The following is an 18,922-nucleotide window of genomic DNA, read 5'->3' on the forward strand; positions in this document are numbered from 1 at the left end:
TCGTAGACTCATCCTACGACTCTATGTCTAGTGGTTCGACGGTAGAGTCATGGGATGAGTCTATGAGTCTCAGAGGGGTTCATTGGGTGAGAGCCGTCATAGACTGATGGGATGACAATGGATCCCGTTCGCCGACAGGCGCTTTCCGACCAGGTGATCACCCGGCTGCGGCGGCAGATCACCTCCGGCGCCTGGGCCGTCGGCTCCCGCATCCCGACCGAGACGGAGCTGGTCGAGCAGCTCGGCGTCGCCCGCAACACGGTCCGTGAGGCCGTCCGGGCTCTGGCGCACACCGGCCTGCTGGAAATCCGCCACGGTTCCGGGTCCTACGTACGCGCGACCAGTGAACTCGCCGGCATGATGCGGACCCGCTTCGAAAAGGCGCGGCGGGAGGATGTCACCGACGTCCGCAGCGCCCTGGAGATCCGTGCGGCTCGGCTGGCCTGCGACCGTCGTACCCCGGAGGATCTGGAGCGGCTCGAACTCCTGCTGCAGCAACGGCAGGAGGCCTGGTCGGCCGGGGACCGGGTCGGCTTCGCGAACGCCGACGTGGCCTTCCACCTGGCCGTCGTCACCGCGTCCCACAACACCGTGCTGGCCGAGTTGCACGCGGACCTCGGCGAGGTGATCCGGGACTCGCTCCTCGACCACTTCGGCGACACGCTGCGCCCCGAGCAGTTCCAGGACCACGCCCGCCTCGTCGAGGCGATCCGCGAACGCGACAGCGACCGGGCGGCGTACGAGTCGGGCTCCTACATGGACTGCGCACCCGCAGAGAAGTACGAGTGACGTCACATACGAGTGACGGTCACCGTTCTCGCGGGCAACTACGAGGACGGGGGCGCCCGGTGACCAGCACCGGGCGCCCCCGTCATTCGTACAAGAGTGATCGGCGTGCTACTCAAGACCTTCGGCATGATCAAGGCCATCGATTCCCCTGGGGGCGACATGGCATGGTCTGAATGCGTGGTGGTGCGAGATGGCGTGCGGCTTGTCTGCCGGGACTGGGGCGGGCTTGGACGGCCCCTCGTGTTGCTGCACGGCCTGGCCGGTCACGCGGGTGAATGGGACGTGCTGGCACGGAGGCTGAGCCCCGGATACCGGGTCGTCGCGGTCGATCAGCGCGGACACGGCTCCAGCGAGCGCCATCCCCGGGACGTCTCCCGCGCCGCCTACGTCGCCGACGTCGTCGCCGTTGCCGATCAACTGGCGCTGCAGCGGCCCGTCCTGGTCGGCCAGTCGCTGGGCGGACACACCGCCATGCTCACCGCCGCCGAGCACCCCGGCCTCGTCCGCGCGCTCGTGCTGGTCGAGGCCGGCGCCGGCGGTCCGAACCCGAACGGCCCCGAGGACATCGGCAGTTGGCTCGACTCGTGGCCGACACCATTTCCCTCACGCGATGCGGCAGCCGCATTCCTTGGCGGCGGACCGGTGGGCGCAGGCTGGGCAGCCGGACTGGAAGAACGCGACGACGGCTGGTGGCCTCGCTTCGACCGAGACGTGATGGTCCGCTCGCTGGCGGAGAACGCCCAGCGTTCCTTCCGGAACGAATGGACGCAGGTCGCATGTCCCACGCTGGTCGTCCTGGCCCAATCCAGCTTCATCCCGGCCCAGGAAGCCGACGAAATGCTCAGGCAGCAGCCCGCCACCATCGCCATGAGCATCCCCGGCACCGGCCACGACCTGCATCTGGAACAGCCTGAGATCCTGCACAGCGCACTGTTGGGCTTCCTCGAGGGCCGCGCCTGAAACTCCTACGCGGTCACAACGACACCCAAGTCAGACTCCGCCCATGGACACCGATCCACAGACCTTGACAATTACCCAACTACTGAGTCAGAGCTTCTCGATGACGAAGTCGACGCACTTCGTCAGTGAGCTCTTTCCATCATCGGCCTGAGCTCGCCAGATGCAGGGTCAGGACGGCTTGGACCAGGCTTGTGATGCGGGTGGTCGAGCACCGCAGTTTGCGGAGGAGTCGCCAGGACTTGAGGGCGGCGACGGCCTGCTCGACCAGGGCCCGGATCTTGGCGTGGGACCGGTTGACGGTCCTCTGACCGTCGGAGAGCGTCTCCCAGCGTCCCCAGTACGGAACGCGGACTGTGCCTCCGGCACCTCGGTATTATCTATCTGCCGGGGTGGAGTTGACTCAGTTCCTCAAGACCCAGGTCGGTGGCCTGCTCGCGAGGGACTTTCTCCACCTCGACACCATCGGCCTGCACTGCTTGTACGCCCTGCTCGTCAAGGCATCGTGGGAACCATGCCGACGGGCGCCCCTCGGCATCGGAGTCCGCCGATCATTCCAGGCGACAGTCCGGACCAGCGGGTGGCACCATGCGGCCATGTGCGAAGACTGCCTGGCCGGCTACACACGCTGTGTCCGCGTCACCGCTGATGCCACCGACGCGTACCGCCAGGCCATGCGGCTGTGCGCGCTGATGGAACACCGCGGCGAGGAAGCGGAACTGCTGACGCTCCTGGAGAACGTCGACGAGGTCCGCCGAATGGCGACGGCGCTGCCGAACTCCCGCTTTGTGCACCGCCCTTACCCTGGCGCCCGACCCTCTTGCGGCGCCGACGGCTGCGAACCGGACGTGCCGGTCATGGACGACCGTGAACTGGAGGCACACCTGCCGCTCGAGATGTCGGCACGGTTCGCACCGGGGACGGCCGAGGACCGGGTCATCGCGGCACTGGGCGACAACGGCAACGCGGTCTTCCTCGTATGGCCGGGCCGCTGGCCGGACAGACCCGAGCACGGCCTGCACGGCTTCCACCACGACGCGGTACAGGTCGCCTTCCGCGGCGACCACTCCGACCCTGCACTGCCGTCCGGCCGACACGCGGTCCACGTCCACGTGTCCAAGGAGTCCGGCCACCGCGGCGTCGAGTATCTGGCTGCGCAGGCGGGCGTCCACCCGTGACCAACTCGGCGCTCGTGCACGCCGCCGTCCGGTCCGCATCACCGCACTCGTCCAAGCCGCCCTCGCCCTACATCTGACCAGCTCTGCGTGAAGTTGGACAGAGCTCAGTGCCTCGACGTCCGCGGGGTCGATCGCCGGGAACATCGCCACGCGGAACTGGTTGCGGCCCAGCTTCGGTAGGGCTCCGTGTCGACGATGCCGTTGGCGCGCAGGACCTTGGCGATGGCGGCATCGTCGATCTCGTCCGCGAAGTCGATCGTGCCGATGACCTGCGAGCGCTTCGCGGGCCAACTGGACCGGCCATGGCGCAAGAACCTGCGGGCGCGGCTGCACGGTCTTGCTGATGAGGAGTAATTGTGGGAGCCGGTGCGCGGCTGCTGGAGTTACCGCCCACGTGGCACGTCGGCCCCATCGATGTCGGAAGGTTCGGGGAATGAACGATGGACTTCGGGTCGCCACCGCCAGGACGTCGACTCCCGGTCATTTGCTACGCGGCAACCGCTGACGAGGCGTTGGAACAGCGCGATGAGACGTACGGATGACCTGGAGAGTCCACCCACAGTGGGTCCCCGAGCGGTTGCCTATGGAGGGCATCGTCCTGCACGTCAACAGGGAGATGATCAGGTCACGAGCTGTTGGCTACAACTCACGCCACTCGCCCAGAGGGACGGCCGCCCACGTCTGGGTGAAGTCGTGCACCAGGCCCCACGCCCGATCGGTGTCCAGGACAAAGTCGCCCGTGAACACGGCGAGGTCGTCCATGATCGGGACTTCGACCTCGGCATCCGAGGGCAGGGTGCCGTCTCCTACAAGCAGCGACATCCTCTCGGTGTCACTCATCAGATGGACGACCGCGTGATCACCTCGGAAGGCCAGTACCAGCACCGGGAACTCCTTGTTCGGCGACCGAACCTCGACGTACCCCCGGCCGCAGGAACGCAGATCGTTGAAGCGGTCCGACAGGTCCTTCACCTCTGAACGTCTCTCCACCGGATGGAAGAGCCCAGATTCCGGCGATGTCGCCGCCCACGTCACGCTCATCCAGCCACTCTCCCCCACACAAGCCGTCGCCCGCGATCCAGGGCCGCGTTCCCACGCTCCACCACGGCAGGACTATGGGGACTGGGCCGCGTGATCGTGTTACGAGCTCTACGAGCGGCGCCGATCTGGCCTGATCAGCAACTTCAAGATGTCCTGGCTTTCACTGAATGAAGTGGTCGAATTCTCCGGCTTTGGCGCCCGTGAGCATGGCCTCCATCTCGGAGCGGGAGAAAAGGAGAGCGGGGCCGTTGGGGGCCTTGCTGTGGCGGATGGCGATGGCATCCTCGTAGGCGGCGAATTCGACGCAGTCACCATCGTGCCCGGAGGTGGACGACTTCTGCCACGCGATGGCCAGGGTAGAGGCGTCCGAGATTATGTGATGCGACATGCAGGCTCATCCTTTGCGGTAGTTTTTAAGGTGACTTTCTATGAGCTTCAATGAATCGGCCCCTCTGAGGGATTCCGACATCATGAGCCGGTTGAAAACTCTACTGTAGGCCCGAACTTCTCCGGGTTCCTCCAGGAAGCGGGTGCCGGTCAGCCCCTCAAGGTAAACAATGTCGGGCTCCCATTGTTCTGGGAACGAGAGGACGACGAATGGGCCGAACAGGGCTGCATGGGATGCTGACGACTCTGGCAGCACGTGAATGTTGATCGTTCCTGGGTATTCTTTGGCCAGGGTCAGCAGGTGTTCGAACTGGGCGGCCATCACGGCGGGTCCGCCGACTGTGTGCCGGAATACGGACTCCGAGATGACACCCCAGAAGACCAAGGGATTCGGTCGATCGAATACTTGTTGTCGCCTGTCCCGAATGGCGAGCCGTTCGTACTTCTCTTCCTCGTCCATTTCAGGAACCAGTTGGCTGATCACTGCCGCCGCATAGTCGTGCGTCTGCAACAGTCCTGGAATGAGAGTGGTCTGGGCGTTGTACGCGTCCGACGCGTCTGACTCGTAACCGATGTAGTCGGCGTACATGGCGCTCACGACCGAGCGGATGTCGGTCTCCCAGCCACGAACATTGCCTCGCCTGCGCAGGTCGGACACGTATGTGCGCAGGCCCTGATCCTTGACGCCGTATCGGCCGAGAAGTACGTCCAGGTCCTCGACGCCGATGCCCAGCCGGCCGGACTCGATACGAGACAACTTGGACTCGGACCAGCCGAGTTCGCCCGCCACTGAGCCCTGGCTGCCGTGAGCACCCTCCTCGCGCAGTCCTCGGAGGATGGACCCGAGTCGCACTTGGCGTGCAGTCGGCTGCAGTATCCGGCGCGTCGCCACGTGGCGCCCCCTTCCTGGTTCGACCAGCGATAGCAGCGTGCCGGAGGCCTGTCTGGCGGGCAACTCGGCAACCACTCGAACGAGTTGGAAGTGGGTTGCAGGGTTGCAACCGCTTGCGGCAGGGGTGCAGGGTTGCAAATCAAGTGCTCCGTCGTCGAGTGCTCACCTCCGTCCTGACGTGCCCTCCAAGGGGGATGCCCGTATGCCCGACGTGATCGCACAACTCAACTACCCCACCACCACGCGCTCCGTGGGACGAGCCCGCGCGGACTGTCGGGACCTTCTCGCGTCCTGCTGTCTCCCCGAGGCTCAGGACTTCGTGGACGACGTGGTGCTCATGGTCAGCGAGTTGATGACGAATGCCGTGACCCACGGGCGCGTACCCGGCACATCTGGTCGGCATGTCCGCATGGCCATCGAGAAGACGGGAGACGTCATCCGCGTCGAGGTGCGGGACACCCAGAGCGACAAGCAGCCGCGCCTGTGCGAGACGAGCGAGGGCGCCGGCGGCAGGGGCCTCGTGCTGGTCGACGCCCTGTCGGACGCCTGGGGCGTGAGCCCGGAAGTCATCGGAAAAACCGTCTGGGTCGAGAAGAGGCTCGACCGGTGACGGTGCTTGTCGGTTCGGGGGGTGTGGTCCTGTGGGTCCTTCTGATCCTGGGCGTTGCTCGTGCCGCGCGTACGCGTCCGCCGCAGCGGGGCGGGTTCAACGCGCAGGCGCCCGACCTCGACGAGGCCCCACGGCAGCCGGACCCGTACGTGGGGCCCCTGCTCAGCCCTGCCAGGGCACGTTGGTATCGCTGGTGGAGGTGTTCGGAGCGCCAACGAGCAGAGAGCGGACGAGGCTTGCCACTCCTCGCCTCCGAGTCCTGCTGGGAGCCTACGGCCCGGCCCTCGTTCCGCGAGGGGGCGGCAGTGCGCAATGAACAGCTTGAGGACGTAGGTGGCTTGGTGCGGTTTTACGTCATGGTGCACACGGCGGAAGAACGGCGATCACGCGCAGTGCCCACCGAGCGCGAGAGCGAACCTGTCTCGGTCGGAAAGTCACTGGCTTCCCGGTCCCCCGTGCGGTGAGATTTCTGATGTGACGCTTCACCAAGATGAGATCCCGGTCGACGAGACGTTGGTCCGGTCGTTGCTGAAGGCACAGCGCACAGAATGGGCCGATCTACCGTTGTCGCCCGCAGGTGCGGGCACGGACAACACCATGTACCGGCTGGGCGATGATCTGCTCGTGAGGCTTCCACGAACTGCCGACAAGGGACAGTCCGTGCGGAAGGAACAGGAGTGGCTTCCTCGCCTGGCGCCCCTCCTTTCACGTCCGATTCCCCAGCCCGTCCACGCGGGAACACCAACCGACGCCTTCCCCTTGGTCTGGTCGGTCCACCGTTGGATCGACGGTGCCGAAGCCGGCCCGGGCACCGTCCAGGACTGGGCCGCCTTCGGAGTCGACCTGGCGGCGGTCGTGCGGGAACTCCACGGCATCGACCTCATGGGAGCGACACGCGCAAATGGACTCAGTTGGTACCGCGGAGGCGCCCTGGGGCCCTGCGATCAGTGGATCGCCGGGTGTCTCGACGATTGCCGAACCAAGCTGGGTTCTGAGCTCGACGTTGACTCTCTGAAACAGTTGTGGCGAGCCGCGCTCGCACTGCCCGAGGCCTCAGGACCTCACGTATGGCTCCATGGCGACCTCAAACCGACCAACCTCCTGGTCCGGGACGGCAAGCTCCACGCAGTCATCGACTTCGGAGGACTTTCGGTCGGCTTTCCCGACGCCGAGCACTCCACGGTCTGGGACCTGCCGCCACAGGCACGGCAGGCCTACTGGGACACCCTGAACCTCGACGATGTGACCTGGACCCGTGCCCGAGCCTGGGCGATCGCGGTGGGTGTCAGTGGAATCTCCTATTACTGGCACACCTTCCCCGCCTTCGTCGCCGAGTGCCGAGACCGACTTCGGGCAGTCCTCACCGATGCTGCTGCGCGGTGAGTGGCCCACCGTCCGGGAAGCGAAAGGGGGGCGCCCGGTGACCAGCACCGGGCGCCCCCGTCATTCGTGGAGCAGGTCGGGAAACTCGATGGTCAGAGCTTCTCGATGACGTAGTCGATGCACTTCGTGAGCGCCTCGACGTCCGTCGGGTCGATCGCCGGGAACATCGCCACGCGGAGCTGGTTGCGGCCCAGCTTGCGGTAGGGCTCCGTGTCGACGATGCCGTTGGCGCGCAGGACCTTGGCGATGGCGGCGGCGTCGATCTCGTCCGCGAAGTCGATCGTGCCGATGACCTGGGAGCGCTTGGCGGCGTCGGTGACGAACGGGTTCGCGTGCTTGGACTCCTCCGCCCAGGTGTAGAGGCGGGTCGAGGAGTCCTTCGTACGGGCCGTGGACCAGGCCAGGCCGCCCTGGCCGTTGATCCACTCCAGCTGCTCGTTGAGGAGGAACAGGGTGGCCAGCGCCGGGGTGTTGTACGTCTGGTTCTTGCGGGAGTTGTCGATCGCCGTGGGGAGACTGAAGAACTCCGGGATGTGGCGGCCCGACGCGTGGATCCGCTCGGCACGCTCGATCGCGGCCGGGGAGAACACGCCGATCCACAGGCCGCCGTCGGAGGCGAAGGACTTCTGCGGGGCGAAGTAGTAGACGTCCGTCTCGGCGATGTCGACCGGGAGGCCGCCGGCGCCGGAGGTGGCGTCGACCAGGACCAGGGACCCGGAGTCCGCGCCCGCGACACGCTTCAGCGGGGCCGCGACACCCGTCGACGTCTCGTTGTGCGTGAAGGCGTACACGTCGACGCCCGCCTCGGCCTGCGGCTCGGGGTGCGTGCCGGGGTCGGAGGAGATGACGGTGGGGTCGCCCAGCCAGGGGGCGAGCTTCGACGCCTTCGCGAACTTCGACGAGAACTCGCCGAAGGTGAGGTGCTGCGACTTGTTCTCGATCAGGCCGTGCGTCGCGACGTCCCAGAACGCGGTGGAGCCACCGTTGCCGAGGATGACCTCGTAGCCCTCGGGGAGCGAGAACAGCTCACTGATGCCCTCGCGCACCTTGCCGACCAGGTTCTTCACCGGGGCCTGGCGGTGGGAGGTACCGAGGAGGGAACTACCGGTGGCGGCCAGCGCGTCCAGCGCCTCCGTCCGCACCTTGGAGGGGCCCGCGCCGAAGCGTCCGTCGGCGGGCTTGATGTCAGCGGGGATCTGGATGTCAGCCACGGGCGCGAGCCTATCGGCTCCGCGAAACCTGGGCGAAATGTCGTCCGTCGGATGAGACGGAGGTCCATGAGACCGTGGGCGATTGGACTGCGGTCAGCGTGAGTGGGTGCTGTCCGTGTCGTCGTCCGGGTCGATGTCCCGGGCCCGGTCGCTCATCTGGTCCCAGAAGCGGCGCATGCCGGCCGTGGGCACCCTGCGCTGCCAGGCGGCCTCCCGGCGGAAGCGCAGGGACGCCCACGCCCAGGGCTGCCACTTCTTCAACAGGTCGCGCTGGTGCAGACAGAAAACCTCGCTGAACTCCATCCGAAGGTTCTCCACCTTGGCCGGGTACGGGCACATCTTCATCCGGCACTCGTCCGTGCAGCTGGACCCGGGCTGAGACGCCCGTTCCGCCCCTCGGACAGGGTTCAGCCGGGTGCGGTCCTTCCGTACGCAGGAGGGCAGCTGGGACGGCTCGCGGGCACGGAGTTCCAGGATGCGGAACAGGTCCTTGGGCCGGTACGAGCGTTCGCCGAGCACCAGCAGCAGGAGTACGTCCGCCAGCAACTGCTGTGCCGTGGGGTCCAGGGTGCTCCACCCGGTGGACGGCGGTATCCACAGGTTGTGGGCCCGCTGCTCCCCGGGCAGCCCGACCTCGGTGCCGATGCAGGAGGCCAGCGCCGCCTCGTCGATCCACAGGAACCGCTCGGGCCGCCGGGTCTGCAGCGCGCGTACGGCCAGCTTCGCGGCGCCCGCGACCAGGGGGTGCTCGGCCCGGTTGCCCTCGCCCAGCGCCAGCCACTCCTTCACCTGGCCCGCGGGGTCCGACCCGTGGCCTCGGATCGGCTGGTCGGCGTTGACGTCGTCGGGCAGGCTCCACAGCGTCAGGGCGTGCAGAAGCGTCAGGCGCGTGTACCAGAACGTGCTCTGGGTCAGCAGCTCCTGGGCCTGCTTGACGAGGAACTCGCGGGCGCTCCGGTTGAACCGGGGGCCGGGCCGTCGGTTGGCGGCGTACTTGAATCCCTGGGCCAGCGCCACGCCCAGGCCGATGGGGGCGCCGGGGCCGTCCTGGAGGATCTCGGCGTCGGGTTTCTCCCCGGTCGCCACCCGGACCCAGTTGGCCAGGTCGTCGCGGGGACTGGCGAGGTGACGGGACATCATCGAGGAGTCGACCAGCAGCGGGAGCAGCCAGGCCCGCATGGTGTTGCAGGCCCAGTTCCCCTTCTCCTCCAGGGCCTCCTCCTCGGCGCTCCTGCGTTCCTTGCGTTCCCTCTCCTCCGCCAGGTCCCGCTGCGACCGGCCGTCGTTCCTGGCCGCGTCTTCGGGGCAGGGCTTCATCTCCTGGCCGTTGCACCGACGTCGGGTCACGAGCGACAGCGACGCACAGGGTGCGGAAAGTCTGGCGCAGAGCGCCTGGTACGCGGGTTCGCCACCCGCCCCGATCTCCTTGACCAGCGCCTCGCGCACCCCGCGGTCCGTCTCCCTGCGCCCGATCCGGTACAGGACGCCGTACGGCGGGTACGCCGGGTGCTCGTACTCCGGGTTGCGGCTCTGGGCGGCGGCCACGCGGCGTACGGCCGTTCCGCACTGTCTCACCAGGGCGAGCTTCGCCTCACGCAGCCTTGTCGGGTCCTCGTCCTGGCCCAGACGTTTCCAGTCGTCCAGGATCTCCGAGATGAGGTCGTGCTGCTTCGGAGCGGATCCGACGCTGTCGATCTCGACGGCGGCGCCGTAGATCTCGAGCGACCTCAGCCGCGGACTGCCCCGCTCATCGGGCTCCCCGTTACTGCTACTGGTACTGCTACTGCTACTGGTCTCTGTGAGCTGTTCGGCGGTTCTCCGGGCGCGTTCCGCGTCGGTCAGCAGGTTCTTCGCCTGCCGCTTGAGCAGCTCGCACATCAGGTAGACGGGGCATTGCCGTTCGCCCTCCGGGGCCTCCCGGCAGGTGCATCTCCCCTTCTGCGAACGGGAGTACAGCGTGAGAGCGATGAGCAGTTCCCGTCCGCCCCGCCGCAGAGCCCGGGTGAGGTGGGTGGCCGGCGTACCGTCGATCGCCGAGTTCTCGAACATCTTGTCGAGGAAGCGGGATCCGAGGTAGGCCTGCACGATGCTGTGCTGAAAACGGACCTTGTCACCGTCCTCGTGGACCAGCCCCATCCGGGTGCCCCAGGTCGCGGCGATCCGGACGTCCACCCTGGGGCCCATCCACCAGCCGGTGCGGTCCCCCGTTTCCTGGCAGGGGTGTTCGCGGCCCGGCCGGGACGGCGTCCAGCGCAGATCCGCCATCCGCTGGTCCAGTTTCTGGGCGACCCGCCGGTTCCACTCCTGGTCCGAGGTGAGGTCCGCCAGCTTGACGTCGGCGCTGTCCGAGGCCAGGCCGATGCACGCCAACGCGGAGACGTACTCCACGACCGCCAGCCTTGTGTCGTGGTCGATGGGCAGTTCGGGGTGGACGTCCCCGTCGACCAGCGCGTGGATCCACGTCTCCATGAGTTCCGCCCGCAACTGCCAGCTGTCATGGAGCTGGAGGTCCACATCCCCGCCGCCGGTCCACAGCGGTTCCAGCAGGTCCTTGCTGTGCAGATCCTTGGCGATCTTGAGGTAGATGGGGGACTCCGCCATGTTGGTGGCTTCCACGATCCGGTCGAGCAGCGTCGGATCGGAGCGCCAGCTGCCACTGCGGGCGATGTAGCGCAACGCCGCCTCGTTGCTCAGCGGCTCCAGTTCCGAGACGGCCGCCTGCATCGCGCGCAGCGGGTCGTGCGGCCGGGAGGCGATGACCAGCGGCAGCCCGTCCTGTCCTGCCCTGCGTATCGCGTCCCGGATCAGGTTGTCGCGCCGGCCGCTCATGTGGTCCTGGCCGAACGCCTCTTCGAGTCCGTCCGCGAGGACCACGATCCGGTCGGCGCGCTGCCTGAGCCACTTCCAGATCCGGTCGATCTCGCCCTCCGACCGCACCTTCGACCCGACGATGTCGCGGAAACGCGCGAGCGCCATCTCGTCGAAGTCCAGTTTCTCCTCGCCCTGGGCGTCACGCAGCCGGATCGGGATGGGAACGGCCCCGGTGGCCGCGAGTTTCTGCGCGAGCCGAACCAGCAACGCCGTCTTGCCGACACCGACGCCTCCGACGATGACGTGGGGCCGTCGGACCTTCTTGTCGCCCAGGTTCGTCATGATGGCGTTGCAGAGCTGGTCGCGTCCGACGACCTCGCCCATCAGGCTTCCCGCGGTCTGCACGAGCCGGCCGGGCTCGCGCCTGGCCTGGTACGTACAGAACCGGCGGACCTGCCACAGCCGCCAGGACAGGAACAGCAACGTCGAGGCGGCGAGTACGAGTACGGGCAGCACCACGCTGCTGAGCGCGTTGCACGAGGCGGCATGGCCGTCGGCGCAGACCCGCAGGCGTTTGACGTCCTTCACCAGCCATGAGACCCGGAAGAGGTCCAACACCGCGACGAAGCACCCCAGGAGAAGTGCCGCCGTCAACAAAGCCACCACCGCGACGAACACCGTCGTCCACGGCGGATTCCACCACCGTCTGGGGCGAGTGACACCCCGCCGAATCAGCCACCGACCGCGGAGATGCCAGAAGGCGGCGACGAACGGGCGTCGGCCGTGTGCCCACAGTTCCCGGAAGGGGCCTCCCTCCGGCGGGCCGGTGACGACCCTGACCCTGCGCTGGTGGAGTTCGTATCCCATGGACCACCACTCCCGGAGGGATCATCCCTTTCCCCAGTGCACCAGCCCCCACCTGTCCCCGCCACTCGGCGGACAGGGCGCGCCCCCGCTCGAAAGTGTCGTGAACCTGATCCCCGTCCCTTGGCAAGTACTGGGTGAACCCTGTCCAATCCCCGTACCCCTCCGACGACACGGACCGTCCATGACTGATTCCCTCTGCCGGCCCTCACAAGGGGCCGGTGCGGAGGCGGACGCCGTGCTGATCGCGGCGTCGCTCGACGAACCGGAGCGCTTCGCGGCGCTCTTCGACCAGTACGCGCCCGCCATCCATCAGTACGTCGCCCGGCGGCTCGGTCATGACGCGGCCGACGACGTCACCGCCGAGACCTTCCTGACCGCCTTCCGCATACGCGCCCGCTACGACAGCGAGCGCGCCGGTGTCCGCCCCTGGCTGTACGGCATCGCGGCGAAACTGATCAGCCGGCATCGCCGTGAGGAGGTGAGAGCGCTGAAGCTCCTCGCCCGTACCGGACACGATCCCGTGGCCGAGACCTGGACCGACTCGGCCGACGACCGGGTCACCGCGCAGGCCGCCTCCCGGCCACTGGCCAAGTCGTTGGCCAGGCTCTCCGAGGGCGACCGGCACGCACTACTGCTGTTCGCCTGGGCCGAGTTCAGCTACCTCGAGATCGCCGAGGCGCTGGACATCCCGGTGGGCACCGTCCGCTCCCGGCTCAACCGGGCCCGTCGCAAGCTGCGCGCGTCGGCCGGCGCGCACAGCCCCTTCAGCGAAACGTTCGAACCGCACGCACCCGAAGGCGACCTCACATGAACGACCTCTCCGATTTTCCCGAAGTGCCCGCACTGCGTGAGATGCGTTCCGATGTGCCCCTGCCCACCCCTGAACACCTGGCCCCGCAAAGGAAGTTGCTCACGGCGGCGTTCCGCGAGGAAACCGCCGTCGGAGCCGGCGACGGGGTTGTCCGTACGCCCCTTTCTCGGCGTCGTCTCGTCCTCGTGGCCGCCGCGGCGGTCGCGGGTCTCGCGGTCACCGGTGGCGCTGTCGTGTCCCTGGTCGACGACAGCTCTCGTACGGCGTCCCCCGCCGCGCGGCTGCTCTCCGCGCGGGCCTCCGCCGACACCCTCGAACTGGCGGCGGCCACCGTGGAGAAGCTCGGCGCGAAAGAACCCGGTCCGAAGCAGTGGGTCTACGAGAAGAGCACCGGCTTCGGCAGCAACGGACCTCAGTCGCAGGAGCAGTGGACCCGTTGGGACGGCACCGGCGGCGCCCGTCTGCCGGGCATGCCGCCCTCGGGGCACTTCAAGGACTTCGACCCGAACAAACTCCAGGTCTGGTACGGCCCCAACCAGGAGGAGAAGTGGAAGAAGGAGGGCTACGACGACCGGTCGCAGCGCCAGTTCTACCGCTTCCTCGCGACGCTCCCCAGCGATCCGGACCGCATGATGAAGCGCATCCGCCAGGAGCACGCCATCGGCGACATCCCGGGTGAGACCCAGGCGCAACGCGACTGGCGGGAGATCGACGTCCTCTATCGCTCGGTCCTCATCCCGCCGAAGGTCCAGGCGGGCCTGTTCCGGGCGCTCGCCAAGATTCCCGGCGCACGGGTCGAGAAGGGCGTCGAGGATCCCCTCGGACGTCCCGCCATCGGTGTGACGGTGACCTATCCCGAGCGCACCGCGTCCGGCAACAGGGGCAAGCAGGAGATCTTCTTCGACGCCGAGACCTACGCCTATCTCGGCGAGGCGATGGACACCGGGCAGGACGGGGACCAGGACCCCGGGTACGTCGTCGCCCGGGCCGCCTGGGGCGTCGTGGACAAGCCCGGGGAACGCCCCTGATACGTCTCGATACGTCTCTGAGCCGAGGCCTCAGGTCGCTGCGACGCCCAGCGCCGGCGTCGGCGTGAACCGCACCGGGAGTTCCACCAGCCCCCGCAGCCACGGGGATTTGCGGCGGGCCAGGGTCTCGGCGGGGACCGCCAGGTCGATGTCGGGCAGGCGGTCCAGGACCACCTCGATGCCCGTCCTCGCGATGACCTCCGCGACCTCCTGCGCCGGGAACGGGCACCGGTGTTCCCCGTGGCCGAAGGAGAAGTGGGCGTTGTTGCCGCCGGTGAGGGCGGAGCCGTCGGTGCGGACCTGGGGGTCGGAGTTGGCGCCCTGGAGGCCGAGGAGGAGCAGATCGCCCGTACGGATGTGCCGGCCGCCGAGGCGGGTGTCGCGGGACGCCCAGCGGCCCGGCATGGTCTGCACGGGCGCGTCCTCCCACAGCACCTCGTTCATGGCTTCGGCGACACTGCTGCGGCCGCCGAAGAGGGAGGCCGCGAACCGTTCGTCGGTGAGCATCAGGCGCAGCGAGTTGCCCATCCAGTGGGCGGTCGGGTCGTTCCCCGCCGCGAGCATGATCATCAGGTCGTGGGTGATCTCCTCGTCCGTGAAGCCGTACGGGTTCGCGAGCATGCGCGACACGACGTCGTCCGAGGGGCGTTCCTTGCGTGCGGCCAGCAGGCGGCCCATCGACGCGATCAGGTGCCGCTGACCGGCCATGCCGGTCTCCTGTCCGTCGGTCATCGCGAGGGCGGCGGTGACCAGCCCCGGCCCGTCCTCGTCGGCGAAACCGAAGAGCCGCGCCATGACCCGTACGGGCAGCCGCATCGCGTACTCCTGGACGAGGTCCGCCTCGCCCCGGGCGCAGACCGAGTCGATCAGCTCGTCCGCGAACTGCTCGGTGTACGACCGCAGTTCGACCGGATCGGCCTCCTCCAGCGCGCCGCCGACCATCGCGGCGCGCTGCCGGTGGCGTTCGCCGACGGTGTAGAGGATCGAGGGCTGGCCGCGGCCGATCATCGGCAGGTGCGGCCAGTCGGCGGGGATCTTCTCCCACTGGTTCCACAACCCCGAGTCCCTGCTGAACAGTTCGGCGTCGCCGGTCACCTGATGCAGTTCGCGGTAGCCGAGGACCAGCCACGCGGGTACGTCCCCGTCGAGCAACACCGGTGCCACCGGCCCGTGTTCGTCCCGCATCTCCCGGTACAGCCGCTCGGGATCGGTGCGCGACCGGGGGCCGTTGAGGGGGACATGGGCGGCGGTCACCGGGGCAACTCCTCGTGGGGCTCGTCGAGTACGGGCACCCGACCATCGTACGAATACGGATACGCACCCGAATGTGAACCCGAACCCACACCCGAACCCGAACCCGAACGCGAGCGCTGGTGGCGGTGCTTGGCGTGTTCCACCAGTGCGATCAGCACCCGCTTGCTGGAACTCCGCAGGCGCGCGTCGCAGTGCACGAGCGGTACGTCGGGGTCGAGGTCGAGCGCGTCGCGGACGGCCTGGGGGGCGAAGTCGGGGCCGCCGAAGTCGTTGCGGGCCACGACGAACGGGGTGCCGTGCCGTTCGAGGCGGTCGATGGCGTACCAGGAGTCGTCGAGGCGGCGGGTGTCGACGAGGACGACCGCGCCGAGCGCGCCGGAGAACAGCCGGTCCCAGAGGAACCAGAAGCGTTCCTGGCCCGGCGCGCCGAACAGGTACAGCACGTTGTGCGAGTCGAGCGTGATGCGGCCGAAGTCGAAGGCGACGGTCGTCGCGTTCTTGTCGCGGACCGCGCTGATGTCGTCGACGGTCTCGCCGGCGTGCGTCATCGTCTCCTCGGTGCTGAGCGGACGTATCTCGCTCACCGAACGCACGAGCGTCGTCTTGCCGACCCCGAAGCCGCCGACGACCACGATCTTCAGCCCGTTGTCGGCGGAGGCGTGGAGGGGCGGCCTGGACGTCCGCGGGTCCGGGCCCGGGTCCGGGTCGGCGTCGGCGTCGGGGCCGGCGGCTTCCGCCGGGTCAGAGGTCTCAGAATTTTCAGAGGTTGCGGAGTCCAACGAGCACCTGCTCCAGGATGTCGGGGTCGGTAACGGCGGTCCGGCGCGGGTGGCGGGCGCTGACGTGCCCGGTGGCGAGGAGGTCGGCGAGCAGCACCCTCGTGATGCCCACCGGCAGCCGCAGCACGGCGGCGACCTCCACCACCGCGGTCGGCCGCTCGGCGAGCCGCAGGATCGCGGCGTGCTCGGACTGCATCCCCGGCACCGGATCGCTCTCGGCGACGACCAGCGTCACCAGGTCGAACGGATTGTCGGGCGCGGAGCGGCTGCGCCCTCCGGTGAGGGTGTAGAGCCGGTCAGGAGAATCGTCCCTTCCCGGACGGTTCCCCGCCTGTCCTCCTACCGGCACCCTCTCCGGTCCCCCCGTCGGTCCCCCCGTCTGTCCCCCGCGTCGACTCATGCCGTACCGGGGTGGCCCGCGCGGGGCTGGGCGCGCAGATGCTCCCCGAGCTGCTCGACGAGTTCGCTCATGTTGTGGCCGACGAGCCCGGCGTCCGCGTCCTCGGCGGTGACGACGGCGAGGTGGGCGCCCTGGCCCGCCTCGACGATGAACAGCACCCCGCCGTAGAACTCGGTCATCGCGGACCGCACCCCTCCGCTGCCGTCCCCGAACTCCACGGACGCGCCGTGCGACAGCGACTGGATCCCGGCGGCGATGGCGGCGAGCTGGTCCGCCTGGTCGACGGACAGCTCCGGCGTACGGCACAGCTTCAGGCCGTCCCGGGAGAGCACGAGCGCGTGGCGGGCACCCGGGGTGCGTTCCAGCAGGCCCTCGATGAGCCAGGTCAGCTTGTCGTCGGCGGTCGTCGGGCCGGGGCCGAGGCCAGTACCGGTGCCGGTCATCAGGTGGGGTCGCCTTCCGGGTGGGAGGTGGAGGTGGGGGGTGTGGACGGCACGGCTTCCGCCGGGGGCGTGGGTGTGGGTTCCGGGGTCGGGTTCGGACTTGAGATCGAATTCGGACTTGGGTTCGTGCTGCCCTGGAGGGCCGCCTGGTCCGGCTGGATGCCGCGCACGGCCTGCCGGAAACTCCCGAACCGGGCCACACGCGCGCGCGTGTCGTCGGGTTCGGGGTCGGGCGGGGCGAGCGGGATCGAGAACCTCGACTCGTCGGTCCGGGCCGCTCCCCGGGCGCGTTCGGCCTCGGCGAGCGTGCGTCCCCGGCGCCGCTGCGGCAGCCCGACGGGGGGCGCTTCCGGGCCGTGGTTCTCCGAGGCCTCCGGCGCCTGCCCGGCGCGGTCGGGGGACTCGTGGGTGGGCACGGGGTCCGGGTCCAGGTCGCCTGCGGCGGCACGAGCGGCCGCGTACGACTGTTCCGGGCGCGAGTAGGGCTGGGGCGGGGACTGCTGCTCCGGGCGGGGCCGGCGCGCGTACGGCTCCTGCTGGGGCGGTTGCTGTGCGGAGGAGCCGCCCGTGTTCGGCACCTCCGTGTTCGGCCCCGCCGCGTACGGGTTCTCCGGGTACGGGTCCTCCGGGTACGGCCAGTCCGCGGGGGCCTCTTCCGCGTACGACACCCGCGGATCCCGGTCCAGGTCCTGGTCCTGGGCCGCGGAGCGGGCCTCCCAGGGCTCCCCGGGGGTGGGTACCGGAGCCGTGGATGCCTCGGCGACCGGCGGCGCCAACCGCACCGGCGATGCGGCCGCTGCCGACGGTGTCGGCAGCGGCTCGGCCGGGACCGCCTCCCCGGCCAGGATGTCCTGCGGGATCAGCACCAGGACGCCGGTGCCCCCGCGCGCGGAGGGGCGGAAGGAGACCTTGAGGCCGTACTTGCGGGCCAGCCTGCCGACGACCGAGAGGCCGAGCCGGGTGCCGGTGAGACCGCCGAAGTCGGTGTCCTCGCCGGAGACGGCCCGTTCGGCGCGGCGCAGTTGCACCTCGCCCATGGCCAGGCCGCTGTCCTCCACGGACACGATGACGCCGGCCGGGACCTCCTCGACGTACACGCGGACCTCGGCGGTCGGCGGGGAGAAGGTCGCGGCGTTGTCGAGGAGTTCGGCCAGCGCGTGCATGACGCCCTCGGCGGCGTGTCCGGCGACGGCGGCCCCGCTGGCGGAGTGCACGCGCACGCGTTGGTAGCCGCTGATGCGGCCCATGGCGCCGCGCAGGATCGACTCCATGACGATCGGCCGGGCCCAGCGGCGGCCCGAGCGGGCGCCGGCGAGGACGGCGATCGAGTCGGCGAGGCGGCCCGCCTGGGCGGTGCGGTGGTCGAGGTGGAGGAGGTCGGCGAGGACGTCCTCGTCCGTGTGCCGGTCCTCCATGGCGCGCAGGTCGGCGAGGGTGCTGGTGGCCAGCGCCTGCATACGGCCGGCCGCGTTCGCGGTGGCCGCGAGGGCCGCCGCCCGCTCCTGGTGGGCCCGGCGCAGCTCTTCGGCGAGGCGGTCGTTGTCCTCCGTAAGGAGGTTGATCTCGTAGGCCTTCTCCCGCTGGAGGCGGGTGAACTCCTGTGCGGAGGCCTCGGTGAGGCGGGCGCGTTCGCGAGCGAGATCGGCGGACACGCGCGCGTGTTCCCGTTCCAGGTCGGCGGTCACCCCGGCCCGTACCTGGTTGAGCTCCTCGGTGAGGCGGGCCCGGTCGTGCAGCAGGCGGCCGGCGTCGTCGGTGACGGTCGCGAGCTGTCGGCGCAGCAGCCGGGAGGACCTGATCCCGTGGGCGGCGACGGTGACGGCCGCGCACAGCAGCAGCGTGGCGACGGCTCCGCCCAGCGTGAGCGGGGTGCGCGCTCCGTCCGGCGCCCGGGCGACCGCGCCGGCCAGCGCGAGCGCGGCGATCACGGCGGTGAGCAGCGGGGCGGTCAGGAGGGCGCGGTAGGCGGGGCGTTCGCCGGGTTGGCGGGGCGCGGTCATCAAGCGGTCCTTGGTCGGGTTCTCGGTCGGTGCCTGGTCGGTCCTCGACTGTGTCCTCGTGCTGCCGGCTGCGATCGGTTT

At 69.0% G+C, this 18,922-nt stretch carries 17 protein-coding genes and 2 pseudogenes; 7 read left to right on the forward strand and 12 right to left on the reverse strand.

Annotated elements, in window-relative coordinates; genetic code table 11:
* Positions 1-117: 117 nt before the first annotated feature.
* Both ABZ855_RS13540 and ABZ855_RS13545 read left to right on the forward strand, forming a co-directional pair.
* A complete protein-coding gene (locus ABZ855_RS13540) occupies positions 118-789 on the forward strand; it encodes a FadR/GntR family transcriptional regulator (protein WP_319209324.1) in 672 nt (223 codons plus the stop codon).
* A 159-nt stretch (positions 790-948) separates the two neighbouring features.
* Complete coding sequence (locus ABZ855_RS13545; protein ID WP_360806277.1) at positions 949-1,749, forward strand: alpha/beta hydrolase; 801 nt, start codon at positions 949-951, stop codon at positions 1,747-1,749.
* A 139-nt stretch (positions 1,750-1,888) separates the two neighbouring features.
* Here ABZ855_RS13545 and ABZ855_RS13550 read toward each other — a convergent pair.
* Positions 1,889-2,134, reverse strand: a pseudogene (locus tag ABZ855_RS13550) (transposase family protein); the annotation flags it as partial.
* Between the two features lie 208 nt (positions 2,135-2,342).
* Here ABZ855_RS13550 and ABZ855_RS13555 point away from each other — a divergent pair.
* Positions 2,343-2,924, forward strand: a complete 582-nt coding sequence (locus ABZ855_RS13555; protein ID WP_360806301.1) for a hypothetical protein — start codon at positions 2,343-2,345, stop codon at positions 2,922-2,924.
* Positions 2,925-3,026: 102 nt separating this feature from the next.
* On the opposite strand, the pseudogene ABZ855_RS13560 reads toward ABZ855_RS13555, so the two are convergent.
* The 4 genes and pseudogenes from ABZ855_RS13560 to ABZ855_RS13575 form a co-directional block, all read right to left on the reverse strand.
* Positions 3,027-3,211 (reverse strand): annotated as a pseudogene (locus tag ABZ855_RS13560) (phosphoserine transaminase); the annotation flags it as partial.
* Between the two features lie 352 nt (positions 3,212-3,563).
* A complete protein-coding gene (locus tag ABZ855_RS13565; protein WP_360805771.1) occupies positions 3,564-3,896 on the reverse strand; it encodes a hypothetical protein in 333 nt (110 codons plus the stop codon).
* A 229-nt stretch (positions 3,897-4,125) separates the two neighbouring features.
* On the reverse strand, positions 4,126-4,353 hold the full coding sequence (locus ABZ855_RS13570; protein WP_360805774.1) for a DUF397 domain-containing protein: 228 nt from the start codon (positions 4,351-4,353) through the stop codon (positions 4,126-4,128).
* A 6-nt stretch (positions 4,354-4,359) separates the two neighbouring features.
* Complete coding sequence (locus ABZ855_RS13575) at positions 4,360-5,319, reverse strand: helix-turn-helix transcriptional regulator (protein ID WP_360805777.1); 960 nt, start codon at positions 5,317-5,319, stop codon at positions 4,360-4,362.
* Positions 5,320-5,446: 127 nt separating this feature from the next.
* Here ABZ855_RS13575 and ABZ855_RS13580 point away from each other — a divergent pair, with 127 nt between their 5' ends.
* On the forward strand, positions 5,447-5,854 hold the full coding sequence (locus ABZ855_RS13580; RefSeq protein ID WP_360805780.1) for an ATP-binding protein: 408 nt from the start codon (positions 5,447-5,449) through the stop codon (positions 5,852-5,854).
* Between the two features lie 474 nt (positions 5,855-6,328).
* A complete protein-coding gene (locus ABZ855_RS13585) occupies positions 6,329-7,237 on the forward strand; it encodes an aminoglycoside phosphotransferase family protein (protein ID WP_360805783.1) in 909 nt (302 codons plus the stop codon).
* Between the two features lie 92 nt (positions 7,238-7,329).
* Here ABZ855_RS13585 and serC read toward each other — a convergent pair whose 3' ends face one another.
* Together serC and ABZ855_RS13595 are read right to left on the reverse strand one after the other, a co-directional pair.
* Complete coding sequence (gene serC / locus ABZ855_RS13590; protein ID WP_360805786.1) at positions 7,330-8,448, reverse strand: phosphoserine transaminase; 1,119 nt, start codon at positions 8,446-8,448, stop codon at positions 7,330-7,332.
* Between the two features lie 93 nt (positions 8,449-8,541).
* On the reverse strand, positions 8,542-12,126 hold the full coding sequence (locus tag ABZ855_RS13595; protein ID WP_360805789.1) for an NACHT domain-containing protein: 3,585 nt from the start codon (positions 12,124-12,126) through the stop codon (positions 8,542-8,544).
* Positions 12,127-12,307: 181 nt separating this feature from the next.
* On the opposite strand from ABZ855_RS13595, the gene ABZ855_RS13600 reads away from it, so the two are divergent.
* Both ABZ855_RS13600 and ABZ855_RS13605 read left to right on the forward strand, forming a co-directional pair.
* Positions 12,308-12,937, forward strand: a complete 630-nt coding sequence (locus tag ABZ855_RS13600; RefSeq protein ID WP_360805792.1) for an RNA polymerase sigma factor — start codon at positions 12,308-12,310, stop codon at positions 12,935-12,937.
* On the forward strand, positions 12,934-13,965 hold the full coding sequence (locus tag ABZ855_RS13605) for a CU044_5270 family protein (RefSeq protein WP_360805795.1): 1,032 nt from the start codon (positions 12,934-12,936) through the stop codon (positions 13,963-13,965). The genes ABZ855_RS13600 and ABZ855_RS13605 overlap by 4 nt, the downstream gene beginning before the upstream one ends.
* 30 nt (positions 13,966-13,995) lie before the next feature.
* Here the strand turns inward: ABZ855_RS13605 and ABZ855_RS13610 are convergent, their stop codons facing one another.
* From ABZ855_RS13610 to ABZ855_RS13630, 5 genes are all read right to left on the reverse strand, one after another.
* A complete protein-coding gene (locus tag ABZ855_RS13610) occupies positions 13,996-15,219 on the reverse strand; it encodes a cytochrome P450 (protein WP_360805798.1) in 1,224 nt (407 codons plus the stop codon).
* Positions 15,216-15,860 carry an ATP/GTP-binding protein gene (locus ABZ855_RS13615; RefSeq protein ID WP_360806280.1) on the reverse strand — a complete coding sequence of 215 codons (645 nt, stop codon included), beginning with the start codon at positions 15,858-15,860 and terminating at the stop codon, positions 15,216-15,218. Before ABZ855_RS13615 ends, ABZ855_RS13610 begins: the two co-directional genes overlap by 4 nt.
* A 118-nt stretch (positions 15,861-15,978) precedes the next feature.
* Entirely contained in the window at positions 15,979-16,347 is a 369-nt protein-coding gene (locus tag ABZ855_RS13620; RefSeq protein ID WP_360805801.1) for a DUF742 domain-containing protein, read from the reverse strand.
* Between the two features lie 47 nt (positions 16,348-16,394).
* On the reverse strand, positions 16,395-16,841 hold the full coding sequence (locus tag ABZ855_RS13625) for a roadblock/LC7 domain-containing protein (protein WP_360805804.1): 447 nt from the start codon (positions 16,839-16,841) through the stop codon (positions 16,395-16,397).
* The gene (locus tag ABZ855_RS13630; protein ID WP_360805807.1) at positions 16,841-18,841 is read right to left on the reverse strand and encodes an ATP-binding protein; all 2,001 of its coding nucleotides are present in this window, start codon (positions 18,839-18,841) and stop codon (positions 16,841-16,843) included. Before ABZ855_RS13630 ends, ABZ855_RS13625 begins: the two co-directional genes overlap by 1 nt.
* Between the last annotated feature and the right edge of the window lie 81 nt (positions 18,842-18,922).

It is taken from the genome of Streptomyces sp. NPDC047042, from assembly GCF_040644035.1.
In the GTDB taxonomy this organism is placed as follows: domain Bacteria; phylum Actinomycetota; class Actinomycetes; order Streptomycetales; family Streptomycetaceae; genus Streptomyces.